Below are 17,247 nucleotides of genomic sequence, written 5' to 3'. Positions count from 1 at the left end.
AGATCTCCTAGCTGTCGAAGAAGACCGTTTCCTTCTCCCCCTGGAGATGGATGTCGAAGACGTAGGTGCCGCCCTGGCGCTCGGCGATCAAAGTCGGCACGCGGACGCGATGCTCGATGCGCGCCAGGATCGGATCCTCGCCATTGGCCTTTTCCTCGTCGGAAAAATAGAGCCGCGTGTGCAGGCCGAGATTGATGCCGCGCGCGACGATCCATAGCGTGATGTGCGGCGCCATCAGCCTTCCATCCCGGAACGGCACGCGGCCCGGCTTGATCGTCTCGAATGCACAGACGCCTGTGTCCATGTCGGTCGGGCAGCGGCCCCAGCCGAAGAAGTTCGGATCGGCCGCGCCGCGCAATTCGGCCGGCGAATTGTGGAGCCCGTCCGCATCCGCCTGCCAGATCTCGATCAGCGCGTCCTTGAGCGGCGTGCCTGTGCCGTCGAGTACCCTAATTTTGAGACCGATGCGCTCGCCCCTGGTCTTGTCGTTGACCATGGTCGCGCCGAGATCGGTCGCATAGACGCCACCGATGCCGCAGAAGTTCGGCGTCAGCCCGATATGGACGTAGGGTCCCGCGGTCTGCGAGGGGCTTTCCCTGAGGCGGTCGAGCGATTGGCGCATCAATTGCCCTCCAGCCGATTTTCGAACAGCGACGAGCGGCGGCCGCGCAGCACGATGTCGAACTTGTAGGCGAGCGCGTCCATCGGGACCGTCGCCTGCTTGTCGAGGATGGCCGTCAGCGCCTCGATGGCCGCCTTGTCGGCGATGCCGCGCACGATCGGGCATTTCCAGATCAGCGGATCGCCCTCGAAATACATCTGCGTGATCAGCCGCTGCGCGAAGCCGTGGCCGAAAACCGAGAAATGGATGTGCGCCGGGCGCCAGTCATTGGGACCGTTGGGCCACGGGTAAGGCCCGGGCTTGACAGTGCGGAAGGCATAGCCACCATCGTCGCCTGTGATGGTGCGGCCGCAGCCACCGAAATTCGGGTCGAGCGGCGCCAGATAGCCGTCCTTCTTGTGGCGGTAGCGGCCGCCGGCATTGGCCTGCCAGAATTCGATGAGCACGCCGGGAACGCCAACACCGCGTTCGTCGAGCACACGCCCATGGACGATGATGCGCTCGCCGATGGCGCTCTCGCCCGGCCTGGCGAAATTATGGATCAGGTCGTTGTCGAGTTCACCGAGCATGGCATGGCCGAAGACTGGTCCGGCTATTTCCGACAGCGTGTTGTCGAAGGACAAAAGCGCCTTTTGCGGCGAGCGCAGCACCGAACTCTTATAGCCCGGCGTCAGCGCCGGCGGATGCCATGTCCGGTCGCGCTGGAAGAAGGCGCCGGACTCAGGTCTCCGGTTCGAGCCGGACTCAGAGGGCATTGTCGGCTCCGTCCATTTCCGAAAACACGTCCTTGGCTATTCTGAAGGCACGGTTGGCGGCCGGCACGCCGGCATAAATGGCGACATGCAGGAACGCCTCGCAGATATCGTCGCGCGTCGCACCCGTGTTGGCGGTGGCGCGCACATGCAGGGCGACCTCCTCATCATGGCCGAGTGCCGCCAGCAGCGCCAGCGTGACGATCGAGCGCTCGCGCTTGCTGAGGCCCGGCCGGGCCCACACAGTCCCCCAGGCTGCCTCGGTGATCAGTTCCTGGAACGGCTGATCGAAATCGGTGGCGGCGACCTCAGCCCGATCGACATGCCGATCGCCGAGCACCGCGCGCCGCACCACGAGGCCAGTGCGATATCGGGCTGCGTTGCCGGGGACTTCATCCATGGTTTTCTGCTCCAGGGGCAAGCGATGCGACAAAATCGCGGATCAGCGCGGTGAGCGCTTCAGGCTGTTCGACGCAGGGAATATGTCCGGCGTCACGGATGATCTCGAAACGCGAACCGGGGATCAGAGCGGCCAGCGAGCGGACGAGAGCGGGAGGCGTCGAGCCGTCCTGGTCACCGACGACACAGAGTGTCGGCACCTCGATGCGGCGTGCCGCGTCAGTAAAATCGGCGTTGCGGATAGCAACGCAGGTTCCCACGTAGCCGGCAAGTGCTTGCCGGGTCATCATGTTCCAATAGCCATCCAGTTCGGCCACCCGTGAGGTGTGGAAGGCGGAAGTGAACCACACTTTGAGCACGCCATCGGCAATGGCCTGGATGCCCTTGCGTTCGACGACCGCGATGCGGGTGTTCCAGCTCTCATTTGTGCCGATCTTGTGGGCCGTGTCGCACAGGATCATGGCCTCGACGATCCCCGGGCGCCTGGCGTAGAGCCCTTGCGCGATCATGCCGCCGACCGAAAGGCCGCACAGCACGACCTTCTTCAAGCCGAAATGATCGATGAGCCCCGAGAGATCGTCGACATGATCGTCGATCGACTTGATCTCGCCTATGTCGGACAGCCCGTGGCCGCGCTTGTCATAGACCAGCAAGGACATTTCCCCATCGAGCGCCGAGACAATGTCGTCCCAGATGCGGAAGTCGGTGCCCAGCGAATTGATGAATATGATCGCGCGCGCATTGCCGGTCGCCTTGAGGTGGCGATGGTGCAGCGTGATGCCGCCGATGGTGACGAATGACACGATTTCGATCCTCCACCTCCCACATTGCACAAGGCATTTGGTTCGGTAAAATGATATTTTGCGCCATTTCATTAACTCAGGGGTTATTAAATCCATGGCCGAGAGCCGCATCCGCTTCCGTCACCTGCAGGCCTTCCTGGAGGTTGCGCGGCAGGGCAGCGTGGCCCGCGCCGCCGATTTCCTGCATGTCAGCGCGCCGGCGGTGACCAAGACGTTGCGTGAACTGGAAGAGGCGCTCGGTGTCGCCGTTGTCGAGCGTGACGGGCGCGGTATCCGGGTCACAAGGCTTGGTGAGATCTTCCTCAGCCATGCCGGTTCTGCGATCACCGCGTTGAAGCGCGGCGTCGATTCCGTTCGCCAGGACGGCGCAATCAACCGCCATCCGATCCGCATCGGCGCTCTGCCGACCGTGTCGGCAAAGGTCATGCCCAAGGCCATGAGCCTGTTCCTCGGAGAAAACACCGGCGCGGCGATCAAGATCGTCACTGGCGAGAACGCGGTGCTGCTCGAGCAATTGCGTACCGGCGCGCTCGATCTTGTCGTCGGACGGCTGGCAGCGCCCGAAAACATGACCGGCTTCTTCTTCGAGCATCTTTATTCCGAACAGGTGCTGTTCGTGGTGCGCGCCGGGCATCCACTGCTGGAACCGGGAGCGGATATCTTCGCCAGGCTCGACGAATTCCCGGTGCTGATGCCGACCCGGGAATCCGTCATCCGCCCCTTCGTCGATCGCCTGTTCATCACCAACGGCATGACCGCGCCGGCGACCGAGATCGAAACCGTCTCGGATTCGTTTGGCCGCTCCTTCATGCGGCAGAGCAATGCGGTGTGGATCATTTCGGCCGGCGTGGTTGCCAACGAGATCGCCAGCGGCGCCTTCGTCGCCCTGCCGGTCGACACCGAGGAAACCAAGGGACCGGTCGGCCTGACGATGCGCACCGATACGGCGCCATCGCCGGCCTTCACCATCCTGCTGCAGACCATTCGCGAGGCGGCAAGGCCGGGCAAGTGAGGCGTCGGACCGTTCGGACCGATCCCCGCGTTCTTCGGAAATCCCCTAACCCCAGGGTTAATGAAACACCGCAAAATATCATTTTACCGAACCAAAACGCTGGTGCACTGTGCCGATGGAGGAGCACAAAGGGAGGAATGCATGACCTACGCTAACGGTAGCAGATCCAGTATTCGTGGCGTGTCGCGGCGCCAGTTCATTGCCACCTCGATCGCCGGCGGCGCGGCGCTCGCGCTCGGTGGCGGCAAGGCCTTCGCCCAGGCGGCCGGCACGCTCAAGGTCGGCTTCGTCAGCCCGCGCACGGGGCCGCTGGCCGGCTTCGGCCAGACCGACGGTTATGTGCTCGACCTCGCCCGCAAGGCGCTGGCCGGCGGCCTCGATATCGGCGGCAAGAAATACAGCGTCGAAATCCTGGACCAGGACACGCAGTCGGACCCGTCACGCGCGGGCCAACTCGCCAAGGACCTGATCAACAACCAGGCCATCGACCTGATGCTGGCGGTGTCGACGCCCGAGGTGATCAACCCGGTCGCCGACGCCTGCGAGGCCGCGGGGGTGCCCTGCCTGTCGACCGTCATGCCGTGGGAGGCCTGGTATTTCGGCCGCGGCGCCAAGCCCGGCGCGCCCTCGCCGTTCAAATGGACCTATCATTTCGGCTTCGGTGTCGGCGAGTTCTTCAAGACCTACATCTCGCAATGGAACCTGATCGAGACCAACAAGAAGGTCGGCGTCATGTATCCCAACGACGCCGACGGCAACGCCATCCGCGCCAATCTGGCGCCGCTGCTTGCCAAGCAAGGTTTCACCATCGTCGATCCCGGCGCCTACGAGACCGGCACCACCGACTATTCCTCGCAGATCGCGCTGTTCAAGCAGGAAGGCGTCGAGATCTTCAATTCCTTCCCGATCCCGCCGGACTTTGCCGCCTTCTGGCGCCAGGCGGCACAGCAGGGGCTGATCAAGCAGATCAAGATCGCCCAGGTCGCCAAGACCGGCCTGTTCCCGTCTGACATCGAGGCGCTCGGCGACCTCGGCATGAAGATTTCGAGCGCCGCCTACTGGCACAAGGCTTTCCCCTACAAGTCGCCGCTTACCGGTGTTTCGGGCACCGAACTCGCCGACGGCTATGAGGCGGCGAGCGGCAAGCAGTGGACGCAGCAGCTCGGCGCCTCGATGTCGTTGCTCGACGCCGGCTTCGAAGCGCTGAAGGCCAGCTCCGACGCCAAGGACAAGGCGGCGGTGGCCAAGGCGCTGAGCACGCTGAAGACCGAGACCATGATCGGCAAGGTCGATTTCACCAGCGGCCCTGTCGCCAATGTCTCGCCCGGTCCGATCATCGGCACGCAGTGGGTGGCTGCCAAGGAAGGCAGCAAATTCCCGCTCGACTATGTCGTGACCGAGAACGCCACCGATCCGAAGGTGCCCGTCGAAGCCAAACTTCAGCCTTACAACGGCTGATGGACCGCTGACGAGGATCGCCTGGTGACCCATCCGCAACAACAGGCTGTTCTGACCGCTGCCGGCATCCATAAGCGCTTCGGCGCGCTTGTGGTGCTGGATGCGGTCGACTTCGCTATGGCGGCCGAAGAGGCGGTGGGTATTGTCGGCCCGAACGGCGCCGGCAAAACGACACTGCTCAGCGTGCTTTCCGGCGCCTTTCCACCGAGTGCGGGCACGGTCGGCTTCAAGGGCGGCGACGTGACGCCGCTGTCGGCGACGCAGCGTTGCCGGCTCGGTCTGGTGCGCACGCACCAGGTGCCCAAACCATTCAACTTCATGACCACCTTCGAGAATGTCTTCGTCGCGGCCTCGCACGGCGCCGGCCTCGGCCGCGACGAGGCCTATGAGGAAGCCCTCGGTTCGCTGAAACTGTGCGGCATGCTGGGTGTTGCCAACCGCCGCGCCGAGACGCTCGGACTGCTCGACCGCAAGCGGCTGGAGCTGGCGCGCGCGCTGGCGGCAAGGCCGACGCTGCTGCTGCTCGACGAGATCGGCGGCGGCCTGACCGACGGCGAAGCCGGCGAGCTTGTCGCCACGATCAAGGAATTGCGCCGCCGCAAGATCGGCATCGTCTGGATCGAGCACATCGTCCACATCCTGCTGCAAGTGGCCGAACGGCTGATCTGCATGGATGCGGGAAAAATCATCGCCGACGGTGAGCCGCAAGCCGTCATGGCCGATCCGGAGGTCGTGCGCGCCTATCTCGGCGGAGGCCCGAAATGAGCCTGCTGTCGGTTGAGGATCTCGTTGTCCGCCACGGCCTGCTGCAGGCGGTGCGCGGCGTCAGCTTCAGCATCGAACGCGGCGAGACGCTGGCGTTGGTCGGCGCTAACGGCGCCGGCAAGACGACGCTGCTCAGGGCAATTGCCGGCGCGCACCAGCCGGCGGCCGGCCGCGTGCTGCTGGACGGCGCCGATCTTACCAACGTGCCGTCGCACAGGCGCGTCGGCATGGGCATCGCGCTGGTGCCGGAAGGGCGAAAGCTCTTCGTGCAGATGACGGTCGAGGAGAACCTTCTGCTCGGCAGAACCGCCGGCCGGCCGGGCGAGTGGAGCGTCGACAGAGTGCTCGACATGTTCCCCAATCTGAAACCCCGCCGCCATGCCAAGACGGGCCATCTCTCAGGCGGCGAGCAGCAGGCGACGGCGATCGGCCGGGCGCTGATGAGCAATCCGGAAGTGCTTTTGCTCGACGAGGTTTCGCTTGGCCTGTCGCCGCTGATCGTCGACCGTGTCTACGCGGCCCTCCAGGGGCTGATCGCTTCCGGCACGACCATCATCCTGGTCGAGCAGGACCTCAACCGCGCGCTCGCTGTCTCCGACAGGGTGATCTGCATGCTCGAAGGGCGTGTGGCGCTGGAAGGGCCGAGCAAGGCGGTTTCGCGCGACCAGGTGACGAAAGCCTATTTCGGCCTGCACCGGAAAAGTCCCGGGAGCGTTCCGGCATGAGCAACCAGATCATTCAGGGCATCCTGCTCGGCGGCTACTACGCGCTAATCGCCTGCGGCCTGTCCTTCATGTTCTCGGTGATGCGCATCATCAACCTCGCCCATGGCAGCCTTGCCGTGTTCGCGGCCTTTGCGCTGTGGTGGCTGGCCTCGCGGTTCCATATCCCGCCGTTTGTCGGCCTGCTGATCGTGCTGCCGCTGATGGCGGCGATCGGCTGGGCGCTGCAGCGTTTCCTGCTCGAACGCAGCGCGCGTGGCGGTGCGCTGCTGCCGATCCTGACCACGTTTGGCCTGGCCATCGTCATCGACAACATGCTGTTCGAGCAGTTCGGCGCCGACACGCGTTCGCTGGCACCCTATATCGGCAGCCTGTCCTATGATTCCTGGGAGTGGCCGGGCAGCATCTATGTCGGCAAGCTGGCCGTGATCATGTTCGCCACCGCCGTGATCCTGCTGGGAGGGCTGCAGCTGTTCCTCACCCGCACCCGGCTTGGCCGCTCGATCCGCGCCACTTCGGAAGACCCTGATACGGCCGGCCTGGTCGGCGTCGATGCGCGTCGCGCCAATGCCATCGCCGCTTCCATCGCCATGGTCACGGTTGGTCTTGCCGGCGCCTTTCTCGGCATGCGCGCCACCTTCGATCCCTATGCCGGCGCGCCGCAACTGCTGTTCGCTTTCGAAGCCGCTGTGATCGGCGGTGCCGGTTCGCTGTGGGGAACGCTGGTCGGTGGCATCGTGCTGGCGCTTGCGCAGACACTCGGCGCGCAAGTGCACCCGCAAGGCTTTCTGATCGGCGGCCATGCCGTGTTCCTCGTCGTGCTGTTCGTGCGGCTGTCTACATCCGGCCTCGGCCTGCGCGGCCTGCTGCGCCTGCCTTCCCGGAGCGCATCATGAGTGCGGTTTCGTCCTCGCCGGTCATCGAGCGCGGCACGGCGACGTCGCGGATCGCGGCGATTGCGGTCGCCGTCATCATCGCGCTGCTCGCTATTGCGCCGCAGTTCCTCTCGGCGGGCGCGGTCGACCGCATGACGGCATTGTTCATCTATGTGATCCTAGCGGCGATGTGGAACGCTCTGGCCGGCTTCGGCGGCCTGGTTTCGGTCGGCCAGCAGGTGTTCTTCGGGCTCGGCGCCTATTTCGCCATCCGGCTGGCCGATGCCGGCCTCAACCCTTTCGCCTCGCTTTTCGTTTCAGCGATCGTTGTCGGCGTTGTCTCCTGGCCGCTCTCGTTGTTCATGCTGCGGCTGCGGAACGGCGAGTTCGCCATCGGCATGTGGGTGATCGCGGCGCTGACGCATCTCCTGGTCAATCTCGACCGGCTGGTGCAAGGCGAAACCGGCACGTCGCTGATCTCGCTCAACGTCTACGATGCCGGTACAAGGCGGGTGGCGATCTACTGGCTGGCGCTGGCCTCGATGACCGCGCTGCTCGCCATCCTGTTCGGCCTGCTGCGCGGCAGCACGGGTGCGGCAATCCGCGCCATCCGCGACAATGAGGATGCCGCAGCCTCGGTCGGTGTGCGCGTCACCGGCACCAAGCGGCTTTTGTTTGTGCTTGCCGCCTTCGGCATCGGCGTTGCCGGGGCGCTGTGGCTGGCGACCTCCATCACCTTCCAGCCGAAAACCTACTTCAACGTCCAGTGGACCGCCTACATGATCTTCATGGTGCTGGTCGGCGGCATCGGCACGTTCGAGGGCGCCATCCTCGGCGCGCTGGTGTTCTTCCTCATCGAGACCTGGTTCGGCGGCACCGGCGTCTGGTACCTCGTCGGGCTCGGCGCCACGGCCGTGCTGTTCTCGCTGTTCCTGCCGCGCGGCCTTTGGGGAACGATCGAGGAGCGTTTTGGGCTGCGCCTGCTGCCGGTTGGCTACCGCGTCAGGCTTCCGGCAACCGCTGTCGACGGCGACGCGACGCCACAACAATCCACGATATCTCGGGAGAAGGCATGACCATGCTTTTCGGCAAGACGATCCTCATCACCGGCGTCGCCTCCGGCATCGGCGCGCGCACAGCCGAACTTGCCGGCCAGCTTGGCGCCGATGTCATCGGCGTCGATGTGCGCGAGCCGGCGGCAGCGGTGGGCAGTTTCGTCAAGGCCGACATATCATCGAAGACAGGCGTCGACGAACTGGTCGCGCGACTGCCGCAGCGCATCGACGCGCTCTGCAATGTCGCCGGCCTCTCCGGCAACACCGGCGCGGCGTCGACGCTGGCCGTCAACTTCTTTGGCCTGCGCGCACTGTCCGAAGCCGTCGCGCCAAAAATTCGCGAAGGCGGCGCCATCGTCAACGTCGCCTCGATCGCCGGCTATGGCTGGCGCGCCAATCTCAACCGTGCGGCCTCGATGGTCGGCATCGAGGGTTTCCCGGATGTCGCCAAGATCGTCGCCGACCATGCGGTCAAGAACGAGGAAGGTTATCCCGTCTCGAAGGAACTGCTCCTGCTGTGGACCTTCCGCGCGGCGCATCAGGATCTGTTCAAGAACCGTGGCATCCGCGTCAATGCGGTGAGCCCGGGACCGGTCGAGACGCCGATCCTGAAACAATTCCGCACCGTGCTTGGCGATGCCCGCGTCGACAGCGACATAGCCAGGGTCGGACGAGCGGGCGCATCGGCCGATATAGCGCCTGTCGTGCTGTTCCTGTGTTCGGACGGCGCGCGCTGGGTCAACGGCGCCAATGTGCCGGTCGACGGCGGCCTCGAAGCATCGATCAACGCCGAAGTGCTCGGCTTTTAATCACGAAGCTCCACCGGAGCGAGGGAGACAATCATGGATATCGGACTTCTGATCGACGGCGACAAAAGGGATGCGTCCGGCGCGGCCGCCTACGAGCGCATGGACCCGTTCACCGGCAAGCTGGCGACGCGCGCCGCAGCAGCCAGCGTTGCCGACGCCAACGCGGCTGTGGAAGCCGCGGCCGCCGCCTTTGCGACCTGGTCGAAGACCGGGCCTGGTGAGCGCCGCGCCTTGCTGTCCAGGGCGGCCGACGTGATGGCCTCCAAGGTCGGCGAATTCACCCGGCTGATGATGGAAGAGACCGGCGCCACCGGTCCCTGGGCCGGCTTCAATGTCATGCTGGCGGCCAACATGCTTCGCGAGGCGGCGGCGATGACGACGCAGATTTCGGGCGAGATCATTCCTTCCGACAAGCCGGGGACGCTCGCCATGGCGATCCGCCAACCGGCCGGTGTGTGCCTCGGCATCGCGCCATGGAACGCGCCGGTCATTCTCGGCACCCGCGCCATCGCCATGCCGCTCGCATGCGGCAACACGGTGGTGCTGAAGGCCTCGGAAATGTGCCCCGGCACACACCGGTTGATCGGTCAGGTTCTGGTCGAGGCCGGCCTGCCCAAGGGCGTCATCAATGTCGTCACCAACGACCCCAGGGATGCCGCTGCAATCGTCGAGGGGCTGGTCGGGCATCCCTCGGTCAAGCGCGTCAACTTCACCGGCTCGACCAAGGTCGGGCGCATCATCGCCGAGCTTGCCGGGCGGCATCTGAAGCCGGCGCTGCTCGAACTCGGCGGCAAGGCACCGCTGCTGGTTCTGGACGACGCCGACATCGATGCAGCGGTCAATGCGGCGACCTTCGGCGCCTTCATGCATCAGGGCCAGATCTGCATGTCGACCGAGCGGCTGATCGTCGACGAGAGGATCGCCGACGAATTCGTTTCCAAGCTCGCCGTCCGCGCGTCGGGCCTGCCGGCCGGCGATCCGCGCGGCCATGTCGTGCTGGGCTCGCTGATCAGCAGCCAGGCGGCCGACAAGATGGAGGAGCTTGTCGCTGACGCCGTCGCCAAGGGCGCCAAGCTTGTCGCCGGTGGCAAGCGCACCGGCACGGTTGTCGAGGCAACGCTGCTCGACCATGTCACCCCGGCGATGCGCGTCTATGCCGAAGAATCCTTCGGGCCGGTCAAGCCGGTCATCCGGGTGAAGGGCGAGGACGAGGCGGTGCGTGTCGCCAACGACACCGAGTATGGCCTGTCGTCAGCCGTGTTCAGCCGCGACATCAAGCGCGCCATGGCGGTCGCCGCGCGCATCGAAGCCGGCATCTGCCACATCAACGGCCCGACCGTCGGCGACGAGGCGCAGATGCCGTTCGGCGGCGTCAAGGGCTCGGGCTATGGCCGCTTCGGCGGCAAGGCCTCGATCGCCGAGTTCACCGATCTGCGCTGGGTGACGATCGAGGATCCCGGCCAGCACTATCCGTTCTAGCCGGCCTCGTCTCGCGGTCGGCAATGAAGATCAACCGGCCAGGGACGGCGTGAAGCGAACGCTGGCGGATCGCATCAGACCGGGCGCCAGTACGATGCAGCCAGTGTCGATGCGGCCGCCCGTGCGGTTGAAGGCATCGGTGATATTGCTGACCGGCTCGGCGCAAAAGAACGGCTCGCCGGGCGGCGTGTAGAGGACAAGGAAATCGAGCGGCGCCTCGGCCTCGATGTCCAGTCGCCGTCCGTGTTCGGGCCAGGAGATCCGGGCGCGGCGCGCCCATCCGGTGAAAACCGTGTCGAAGTCCACTTCCGATACGTCAAAACCGATGGACGGGTCGGCTCCTACCGGCGGCAGGACATGCCGGACGGGCAGGACCTCCGTGTCCGTCTCCCACATGCCGGACACCGGCGCCTGGACATGCGCCCACGGCGTCGACGGGAAATAGGGATGGAGGCCGAAGCCAGCCGGCATCGGTGCGTCCGACAGGTTGCGTACCTTGATGGTCACGCAAAGCCTGCCGTCAGCCAGCGTTATCTCTTGCTCGGCTTCATAGCTCCATGGCCAGGAATTGGCGGCGTGGCGATAGCGCAGGACGATCGTGCCGGCTTCATGCCTGACGACCACCCAAGGCCGGCGCCAGCCATGGCCATGTTCATGATGAGGATCGTCGGCAGTCGTCGGAAGCCGGATGGTGCGTCCCGCGAACTCGAACCGGCCGCCCCTTATGCGATTGGAATATGGAACGAGCGGGAAGCAGGCCATGACGCCGGCATCGCGGCTACTGATCGCCGCCGGATCTGCCGGGCGCAGCCAATCCACCACGGCGCCATCTTGCCACCATCGATACGACGCCAGCGCACCGCCGGCGGCCGGAGCAATGTCGACCGTCGCGATGCCATCGCTGATCGAGACCAGTTCCGTGTGCTGCGCGGCAACCGCAGCGAAATTCTTTGTCATCGGCGCTCCCCCGTCCCTTGACTCCGATCGCCATGGCGATAAGACATATCATATGAATAGTATGAAGAATAAGAAATCTTTTAGCACGGCACGGACGTCGCGGGTTGCCGTGGCGGTTTCCAGCGGCTCCACCGCACTGCACGCGACCGTTGTCGAGCAGATCGGCCTGCGCATCGTGCAGGGCGACTTCCTGCCCGGCGAGGCGCTGCCCAATGCCGACGATTCCAGCGAGATGCTGGGGGTCAGCCGCACGGTGCTGCGCGAGGCGATCAAGGTGCTGGCCGGCAAGGGGCTGGTCGAATCGCGGCCGAAGACCGGCACACGGGTGCGCCCACGCGCCGACTGGAATTTCCTTGATCCGGACGTCCTGTCATGGCGCTACGCCGGCGGTGTCAGCGCCGACGATGTGCGGGCGCTGTTCGAGCTGCGCCGTGCCATCGAGCCAATGTCGGCAGCACTTGCGGCCCAGCGCGCCACGCCTGCCCAGATCGCCGAGATCCATGCGGCACTGGCCGAGATGGAAGCGGTGAGCGACGATGGCGACCGCTTCGCCAAGCCCGATCTGGTGTTCCACCAGACCATCCTGCGCATGACCGGCAACGAGCTGATCGGCTCGCTGGCGGCACTCGTCGAAACCGCACTGGTGATGAGCTTTCGCCTCTCCAACGACAATCCGGAAGGCCAGCGCCATTCCTTGCCGCTGCATCGCGAGGTGGCCGAGAAGATCGCCGCCGGTGACGCCGCCGGCGCGCAAAAGGCACTGCTGGTTCTCATCGACAATGCCGAGGATGACGTGCGCCGCAGCGTCGAGAACCGCAACAGACGCCGCAAGGATCGAGGCCAGCAATCGTGACCGACACCAAACGCAAACTGCGGTCCGAAGGCTGGTTCGGCGGTGAAGGCAAGAACGCCTTCATGCACCGCAGCTGGATGAAGAACCAGGGCATCCCGGCCGATGCTTTCGACGGCCGCCCGGTGATCGGCATCTGCAACACCTGGTCGGAGCTGACGCCGTGCAATGCGCATCTGCGGGCGCTGGCCGATCACGTCAAGCGCGGCGTCTACGAGGCCGGCGGCCTGCCGCTCGAATTCCCTGTCATGTCGCTCGGCGAGAGCAACATGCGCCCCACTGCCATGCTGTTTCGCAATCTGGTCAGCATGGATGTCGAGGAATCCATCCGCGGTAACCCCATCGACGGCGTCATCCTGCTGGTGGGCTGCGACAAGACCACGCCAGCGCTCTTGATGGGGGCCGCCTCTTGCAATTTACCGACCATCACCGTTTCCGGCGGGCCAATGCTCAACGGCAAGTTCCGGGGGCAGGATATCGGCTCGGGTACGCATGTCTGGAAATTCGCAGAGGAAGTGAAGGCCGGCCGCATGCCGGTCGCCGACTTCCTCGCCGCGGAACAGGGCCAGAGCCGGTCGGCCGGCAGTTGCATGACCATGGGCACGGCTTCGACCATGGCCAGCATGGTTGAAGCGCTCGGCATCGGCATGCCGGACAACGCCGCGATCCCGGCCGTGGATTCGCGCCGTGGCGTGCTCGCCCAGCTGGCCGGACGCCAGATCGTCGACCTAGTCCGCAGGGACGTGAAAATTTCGGACATTCTTACAAGGCAAGCGTTCGAGAACGCCATTCGCGTCAATGGCGCGATCGGCGGCTCGACCAATGCGGTGCTGCATCTGATCGCCATCGCGAACCGGGTCGGTGTCGATCTCAGCCTCGAAGACTGGGACCGCCTTGGCCGCGACGTTCCAACCATTGTCGACCTGATGCCGTCGGGCCGGTTCCTGATGGAAGATTTCTACTATGCCGGGGGGCTGGCTGCGGTCATGGCGTCGCTTGATGAAGTGGGGCTTCTTCATCGCGACGTCATGACCGTCAGCGACAAGACGATCGGCGAGTTGATCGACGGCGCGCCCAACTACAACCGCGAGGTCATCAGGCCGCTGAGCGAACCGTTGACCGACCAAGGCGGCATCTCGATCCTGCGCGGCAATCTGGCGCCCAATGGCGCGGTCATCAAGCCGTCGGCGGCAACGCCCGAACTGATGCAGCATCGCGGCAAGGCGGTCGTGTTCGAGAACATCGAGCATTACTACGCCCGCATCGACGATCCGGAGCTGGATATCGACGCCTCCTCGGTGATGGTGTTGAAGAATTGCGGGCCACGCGGCTACCCCGGCATGGCCGAGGTCGGCAACATGCCTCTGCCGGCGAAGCTGCTCAAGCAGGGCGTCTCCGACATGGTGCGCATCTCGGATGCACGCATGAGCGGCACGGCCTATGGTACGGTGGTGCTGCATGTCGCGCCGGAGGCCGCGGCCGGTGGCGCGCTGGCCTTGGTACGCGACGGCGATCTCATCGAGCTCGATGTCGCCGGCCGCCGGTTGGAACTGCTGGTATCGGACGAGGAGCTGGCGATCCGCCGCCGCGACTGGAAGCCGCCGGCGCCGCCTGAAGGCGGCTATCAGAGCCTCTATGTCGAACGCGTGCTGCAGGCCGACAAGGGCTGCGATTTCGACTTTCTCGTCGGCCGGCGCGATGCCGGCATCCCCCGGCATTCCCATTAGAGAGGCGCGCGATGACGGATGAAATCGGCTACGCCATCTACCCGAGCCTCAAGGGCCGCAGCGTCTTCATAACCGGCGGCGGCAGCGGCATCGGCGAAAGCCTGGTGCGCCATTTCTGCGCGCAAGGCAGCCGCGTCGCCTTCGTCGATCTGGCGGAAGAGCCTTCCAGGCATCTGGTCGAGGCGATCGCGGCCGAAGGACACCCAGCGCCGCTGTATATTCCGTGCGATCTGCGCGATGTCGAGCAGCTGCAGGCGGCAACCGCGCAGGCAATGCAGCACAATGGCCCGATCCAGGTGCTGTGCAACAATGCCGGCAACGATGACCGCCATCAGACCAAGGACGTGACGGTCGCCTACTGGGACGACCGCATGGCGGTCAATCTGCGCCACCAGTTCTTCGCCGCGCAGGCGGTGCGACCGCAGATGAGCGCGCAGGGTGGTGGCTCGATCATCAATTTCGGCTCCATCACCTGGATGGTCGGCGATCCCGACTGTCCGGCCTATGTCACCGCGAAAGCCGCTGTCTACGGAATGACGCGGGCGCTGGCCCGCGAACTCGGCCCCGAGCGCATCCGAGTCAACTGCATGGTGCCGGGCTGGGTGATGACCGAGCGCCAGATGCGGCTGTGGCTCAATCCGGCCGGTGAACGCCAGATCGCGGAAAGGCAGTGCCTGCCCGACCGGCTGCAGCCCGCCGACATCGCGCGCATGGCGCTGTTCCTCGCCGCCGACGACAGCCGCATGTGCACGAGCCAGCAGTTCATCGTCGATGCGGGCTGGGTGTGACCGATACGGCTCCAAGGGAAGAAGGGTATTTCATGCGTCTTGTTCAGTACAGAATGCCGGATGGCAGCAGGCGGGTCGGCCGCGTCTCCGAAGACGGCAATCGCCTGCACCCGCTCGACAAGACTGGCAGCGTGCTGGAGCTCGCCGAAGCGGCGATCGCCGAGGACATGTCCATCGCGTCGCTGGTCGAGAAGCGCACGGGCACCACGACGGTCGACTACAACGAGCTGTTGCGCGATGGCCGCGTGCTGGCTCCCGTCGATCATCCTGAACCGGCGCGCTTCCTGGTTACCGGAACCGGCCTGACCCATACCGGAAGTGCCGCCGCGCGCAACCAGATGCATGTTCTGACCCATGGCGACGGTGCCGAGGAATCCAATTCCTTGAAGATCTTCCGTATGGGGCTGGAGGGCGGCAAGCCTGGCGCTGGCAAGATCGGCATCCAGCCCGAGTGGTTCTTCAAAGGCGTCGGCACCTGCGTTGTGCCGCCAGGTGCTGAGCTGCCGATGCCGGCATTCGCGAAAGCCGGGGCAGAGGAAGCCGAGATCGTCGGGCTTTATCTCAACGGCCCGGACGGCCATCCCTATCGCATCGGCTATGCGCTCGGAAACGAATATTCCGACCATGTGACGGAGGGCGAGAACTACCTCTACCTCGCCCATTCCAAGCTGCGCTCCTGTTCGATCGGACCCGAGCTGCTGATCGGCGACCTGCCCGAAGAAGTTCGGGGCCATTCCCGCATCCTGCGCGACGGCACTGTCATCTGGGAGCAGGAGTTCCTGTCGGGCGAAGCGCACATGTCACACTCGATCGCCAATCTCGAACATTTCCATTTCCGCTACCCGATGCACCGACGGGCGGGCGATCTGCACGCCTATTTCTTCGGCGCGGCGGTGATGAGCTACGCCTCCGGCATCAAGACGGCTTCCGGCGACGAGTATGAAATCCAGGCACAGGCATTCGGCAAGCCACTGCGCAACCGGATGGTGTCGGTGCCGGACGAGGGACTGGTCACCGTCACCCAGCTGTGACGGCAGAGGTCCGAAATCACGGTCCACCAGAACGACAATGGGAGATTAAAAATGGGACTGAAGAAAGCGTTTCTAAAACTAGCGACAATCGGGCTCGGCATCGGCCTGATGACATCGGCGGCCTTGGCCGCGAACCTTCGAGTACTGGCCTGGGACGGCTATGCCGACCCGGATTGGGTGAAGGATTTCACCGCGGCAACCGGCATCGGCGTCGATGTCGTCTTCATCGGCAGCGATGACGAGATCTGGGCCAAGATCAAGGGCAGCGAAGGCCAGGATTTCGATGTCTTCGCCGTCAACACCGCCCAGCTGCAGCGCTACATCAAGGCCGATCTGGTGTCGCCGATCGACATCACCAAGCTGTCGAACCAGAAGGAGGTGCTGCCGCGCTTCCGCGATCTATCGCAGGTCAGCGGCGACACCAAGGACGGCAAGGTCTACGGCATTCCGTTCTGCTTCGATTCCATCGGGCTGATCTACGACACGGACAAGGTCAAGCCGGCGCCGACCTCGATGTCGGTGCTGTGGGATCCGGCCTACAAGGGCAAGGTCCTGGCCTACGACAATGGCGAGCACAATTTCTCGTTCACCGCTCTGACGCTTGGCTACAAGGATCCGTTCAATCTCGACGCGGAGCAGATGGCGGCGGTCAAGGCCAAGCTGGTTGAGCTCAAGCGCAATGTGCTGAGTTTCTACACCACCGCCGACGAGGCGCAGCAGATCTACCAGAACAATGACGTTGCCCTGATCTGGGCCAATTATGGCCAGCAGCAGGTCAAGGCGCTGCAGAAGATCGGCGCCCATGTCGCCTACGTCAATCCGAGTGAAGGCGCTCTGGCCTGGCTCGACAATTGGGTGATCTCCAAGGGCGTGCGCGACAATGCGGCGGCCGAGAAATGGATCGACTTCATGCTGACGAAGAAGGTCAGCGGCGAGCTTTCCGAGCGTACCGGCTTCGGCAACACCGTGGTCGAGTCGAGCAGTGCCGGCAGCAACGACAAGCTGGTCTGGCTGAACAATGTCGAGGACCCGCTGAAGCGGTCGGACATGTGGAACGAGATCAAGGCGACGCCCTGATCCTTTCCGCAGCCCGACCTAGAAGGACCCGGCGGTCCGGACGTTCCGGACCGCCGCAGCGTATGC

At 64.6% G+C, this 17,247-nt stretch carries 18 protein-coding genes; 13 read left to right on the top strand and 5 right to left on the bottom strand.

Annotated features, from left to right (window positions below; translation table 11 throughout):
- Nucleotides 1–7 precede the first annotated feature (7 nt).
- From pcaG to pcaD, 4 genes are read right to left on the bottom strand one after another with little or no spacing between them, the layout of a single operon-like run.
- On the bottom strand, nucleotides 8–622 hold the full coding sequence (gene pcaG / locus ACLGL5_RS16660; RefSeq protein WP_019856762.1) for a protocatechuate 3,4-dioxygenase subunit alpha: 615 nt from the start codon (nucleotides 620–622) through the stop codon (nucleotides 8–10).
- The gene (pcaH, locus tag ACLGL5_RS16655) at nucleotides 622–1,377 is read right to left on the bottom strand and encodes a protocatechuate 3,4-dioxygenase subunit beta (protein WP_038645157.1); all 756 of its coding nucleotides are present in this window, start codon (nucleotides 1,375–1,377) and stop codon (nucleotides 622–624) included. The genes pcaG and pcaH overlap by 1 nt, the downstream gene beginning before the upstream one ends.
- A complete protein-coding gene (gene pcaC / locus ACLGL5_RS16650; RefSeq protein ID WP_019856760.1) occupies nucleotides 1,367–1,774 on the bottom strand; it encodes a 4-carboxymuconolactone decarboxylase in 408 nt (135 codons plus the stop codon). Before pcaC ends, pcaH begins: the two co-directional genes overlap by 11 nt.
- Entirely contained in the window at nucleotides 1,767–2,576 is an 810-nt protein-coding gene (pcaD, locus tag ACLGL5_RS16645) for a 3-oxoadipate enol-lactonase (protein WP_027046579.1), read from the bottom strand. Before pcaD ends, pcaC begins: the two co-directional genes overlap by 8 nt.
- A 94-nt stretch (nucleotides 2,577–2,670) precedes the next feature.
- On the opposite strand from pcaD, the gene pcaQ reads away from it, so the two are divergent.
- The 8 genes from pcaQ to ACLGL5_RS16605 all read left to right on the top strand — a co-directional run bounded on the left by pcaQ (nucleotide 2,671) and on the right by ACLGL5_RS16605 (nucleotide 10,751).
- Nucleotides 2,671–3,588: a pca operon transcription factor PcaQ gene (pcaQ, locus tag ACLGL5_RS16640; RefSeq protein WP_010914665.1), complete on the top strand. Its 918-nt coding sequence runs from the start codon at nucleotides 2,671–2,673 to the stop codon at nucleotides 3,586–3,588.
- A gap of 141 nt (nucleotides 3,589–3,729) precedes the next feature.
- Complete coding sequence (locus ACLGL5_RS16635; RefSeq protein WP_051112818.1) at nucleotides 3,730–5,046, top strand: ABC transporter substrate-binding protein; 1,317 nt, start codon at nucleotides 3,730–3,732, stop codon at nucleotides 5,044–5,046.
- 21 nt (nucleotides 5,047–5,067) lie between these two features.
- Nucleotides 5,068–5,811, top strand: coding sequence for an ABC transporter ATP-binding protein (locus ACLGL5_RS16630; RefSeq protein WP_069091589.1), 744 nt, complete (start codon nucleotides 5,068–5,070; stop codon nucleotides 5,809–5,811).
- Complete coding sequence (locus ACLGL5_RS16625) at nucleotides 5,808–6,536, top strand: ABC transporter ATP-binding protein (protein ID WP_019856756.1); 729 nt, start codon at nucleotides 5,808–5,810, stop codon at nucleotides 6,534–6,536. Before ACLGL5_RS16630 ends, ACLGL5_RS16625 begins: the two co-directional genes overlap by 4 nt.
- Nucleotides 6,533–7,429 (top strand): branched-chain amino acid ABC transporter permease, encoded by an 897-nt coding sequence (locus tag ACLGL5_RS16620; protein ID WP_019856755.1) that lies wholly within the window; start codon nucleotides 6,533–6,535, stop codon nucleotides 7,427–7,429. The genes ACLGL5_RS16625 and ACLGL5_RS16620 overlap by 4 nt, the downstream gene beginning before the upstream one ends.
- Complete coding sequence (locus tag ACLGL5_RS16615; RefSeq protein ID WP_019856754.1) at nucleotides 7,426–8,484, top strand: branched-chain amino acid ABC transporter permease; 1,059 nt, start codon at nucleotides 7,426–7,428, stop codon at nucleotides 8,482–8,484. The genes ACLGL5_RS16620 and ACLGL5_RS16615 overlap by 4 nt, the downstream gene beginning before the upstream one ends.
- Nucleotides 8,485–8,486: 2 nt before the next feature.
- A complete protein-coding gene (locus ACLGL5_RS16610) occupies nucleotides 8,487–9,272 on the top strand; it encodes a coniferyl-alcohol dehydrogenase (protein WP_069093346.1) in 786 nt (261 codons plus the stop codon).
- A 33-nt stretch (nucleotides 9,273–9,305) separates the two neighbouring features.
- Nucleotides 9,306–10,751 carry an aldehyde dehydrogenase gene (locus ACLGL5_RS16605; RefSeq protein ID WP_069091588.1) on the top strand — a complete coding sequence of 482 codons (1,446 nt, stop codon included), beginning with the start codon at nucleotides 9,306–9,308 and terminating at the stop codon, nucleotides 10,749–10,751.
- Nucleotides 10,752–10,781: 30 nt separating this feature from the next.
- Here ACLGL5_RS16605 and ACLGL5_RS16600 read toward each other — a convergent pair whose 3' ends face one another.
- Nucleotides 10,782–11,708, bottom strand: coding sequence for an aldose 1-epimerase (locus tag ACLGL5_RS16600; RefSeq protein WP_494372941.1), 927 nt, complete (start codon nucleotides 11,706–11,708; stop codon nucleotides 10,782–10,784).
- A gap of 109 nt (nucleotides 11,709–11,817) precedes the next feature.
- On the opposite strand from ACLGL5_RS16600, the gene ACLGL5_RS16595 reads away from it, so the two are divergent.
- Genes ACLGL5_RS16595 through ACLGL5_RS16575 form a run of 5 tightly spaced genes read left to right on the top strand, consistent with a single transcriptional unit; the run spans nucleotide 11,818 to nucleotide 17,181 of the window.
- On the top strand, nucleotides 11,818–12,561 hold the full coding sequence (locus tag ACLGL5_RS16595) for a FadR/GntR family transcriptional regulator (RefSeq protein ID WP_083246940.1): 744 nt from the start codon (nucleotides 11,818–11,820) through the stop codon (nucleotides 12,559–12,561).
- A complete protein-coding gene (locus tag ACLGL5_RS16590) occupies nucleotides 12,558–14,285 on the top strand; it encodes an IlvD/Edd family dehydratase (RefSeq protein ID WP_069091585.1) in 1,728 nt (575 codons plus the stop codon). Before ACLGL5_RS16595 ends, ACLGL5_RS16590 begins: the two co-directional genes overlap by 4 nt.
- Nucleotides 14,286–14,296: 11 nt before the next feature.
- Complete coding sequence (locus ACLGL5_RS16585) at nucleotides 14,297–15,073, top strand: SDR family NAD(P)-dependent oxidoreductase (RefSeq protein ID WP_069091584.1); 777 nt, start codon at nucleotides 14,297–14,299, stop codon at nucleotides 15,071–15,073.
- A gap of 32 nt (nucleotides 15,074–15,105) precedes the next feature.
- Nucleotides 15,106–16,104: an AraD1 family protein gene (gene araD1, locus ACLGL5_RS16580; RefSeq protein ID WP_494372940.1), complete on the top strand. Its 999-nt coding sequence runs from the start codon at nucleotides 15,106–15,108 to the stop codon at nucleotides 16,102–16,104.
- A gap of 51 nt (nucleotides 16,105–16,155) precedes the next feature.
- Entirely contained in the window at nucleotides 16,156–17,181 is a 1,026-nt protein-coding gene (locus ACLGL5_RS16575) for an ABC transporter substrate-binding protein (protein WP_069091582.1), read from the top strand.
- Nucleotides 17,182–17,247: the final 66 nt, after the last annotated feature.

It is taken from the genome of Mesorhizobium sp. U510 (assembly GCF_059180695.1).
This window is presented reverse-complemented; position numbering and strand designations above follow the sequence as displayed.

Coding starts and splice junctions, on each gene's coding strand:
- pcaG (WP_019856762.1), bottom strand. CDS start 622: ATGCGCCAATCGCTCGACCGCCTCAGGGAAAGCCCCTCGCAGACCGCG.
- pcaH (WP_038645157.1), bottom strand. CDS start 1,377: ATGCCCTCTGAGTCCGGCTCGAACCGGAGACCTGAGTCCGGCGCCTTC.
- pcaC (WP_019856760.1), bottom strand. CDS start 1,774: ATGGATGAAGTCCCCGGCAACGCAGCCCGATATCGCACTGGCCTCGTG.
- pcaQ (WP_010914665.1), top strand. CDS start 2,671: ATGGCCGAGAGCCGCATCCGCTTCCGTCACCTGCAGGCCTTCCTGGAG.
- ACLGL5_RS16635 (WP_051112818.1), top strand. CDS start 3,730: ATGACCTACGCTAACGGTAGCAGATCCAGTATTCGTGGCGTGTCGCGG.
- ACLGL5_RS16625 (WP_019856756.1), top strand. CDS start 5,808: ATGAGCCTGCTGTCGGTTGAGGATCTCGTTGTCCGCCACGGCCTGCTG.
- ACLGL5_RS16620 (WP_019856755.1), top strand. CDS start 6,533: ATGAGCAACCAGATCATTCAGGGCATCCTGCTCGGCGGCTACTACGCG.
- ACLGL5_RS16615 (WP_019856754.1), top strand. CDS start 7,426: ATGAGTGCGGTTTCGTCCTCGCCGGTCATCGAGCGCGGCACGGCGACG.
- ACLGL5_RS16610 (WP_069093346.1), top strand. CDS start 8,487: ATGCTTTTCGGCAAGACGATCCTCATCACCGGCGTCGCCTCCGGCATC.
- ACLGL5_RS16605 (WP_069091588.1), top strand. CDS start 9,306: ATGGATATCGGACTTCTGATCGACGGCGACAAAAGGGATGCGTCCGGC.
- ACLGL5_RS16600 (WP_494372941.1), bottom strand. CDS start 11,708: ATGACAAAGAATTTCGCTGCGGTTGCCGCGCAGCACACGGAACTGGTC.
- ACLGL5_RS16585 (WP_069091584.1), top strand. CDS start 14,297: ATGACGGATGAAATCGGCTACGCCATCTACCCGAGCCTCAAGGGCCGC.
- araD1 (WP_494372940.1), top strand. CDS start 15,106: ATGCGTCTTGTTCAGTACAGAATGCCGGATGGCAGCAGGCGGGTCGGC.
- ACLGL5_RS16575 (WP_069091582.1), top strand. CDS start 16,156: ATGGGACTGAAGAAAGCGTTTCTAAAACTAGCGACAATCGGGCTCGGC.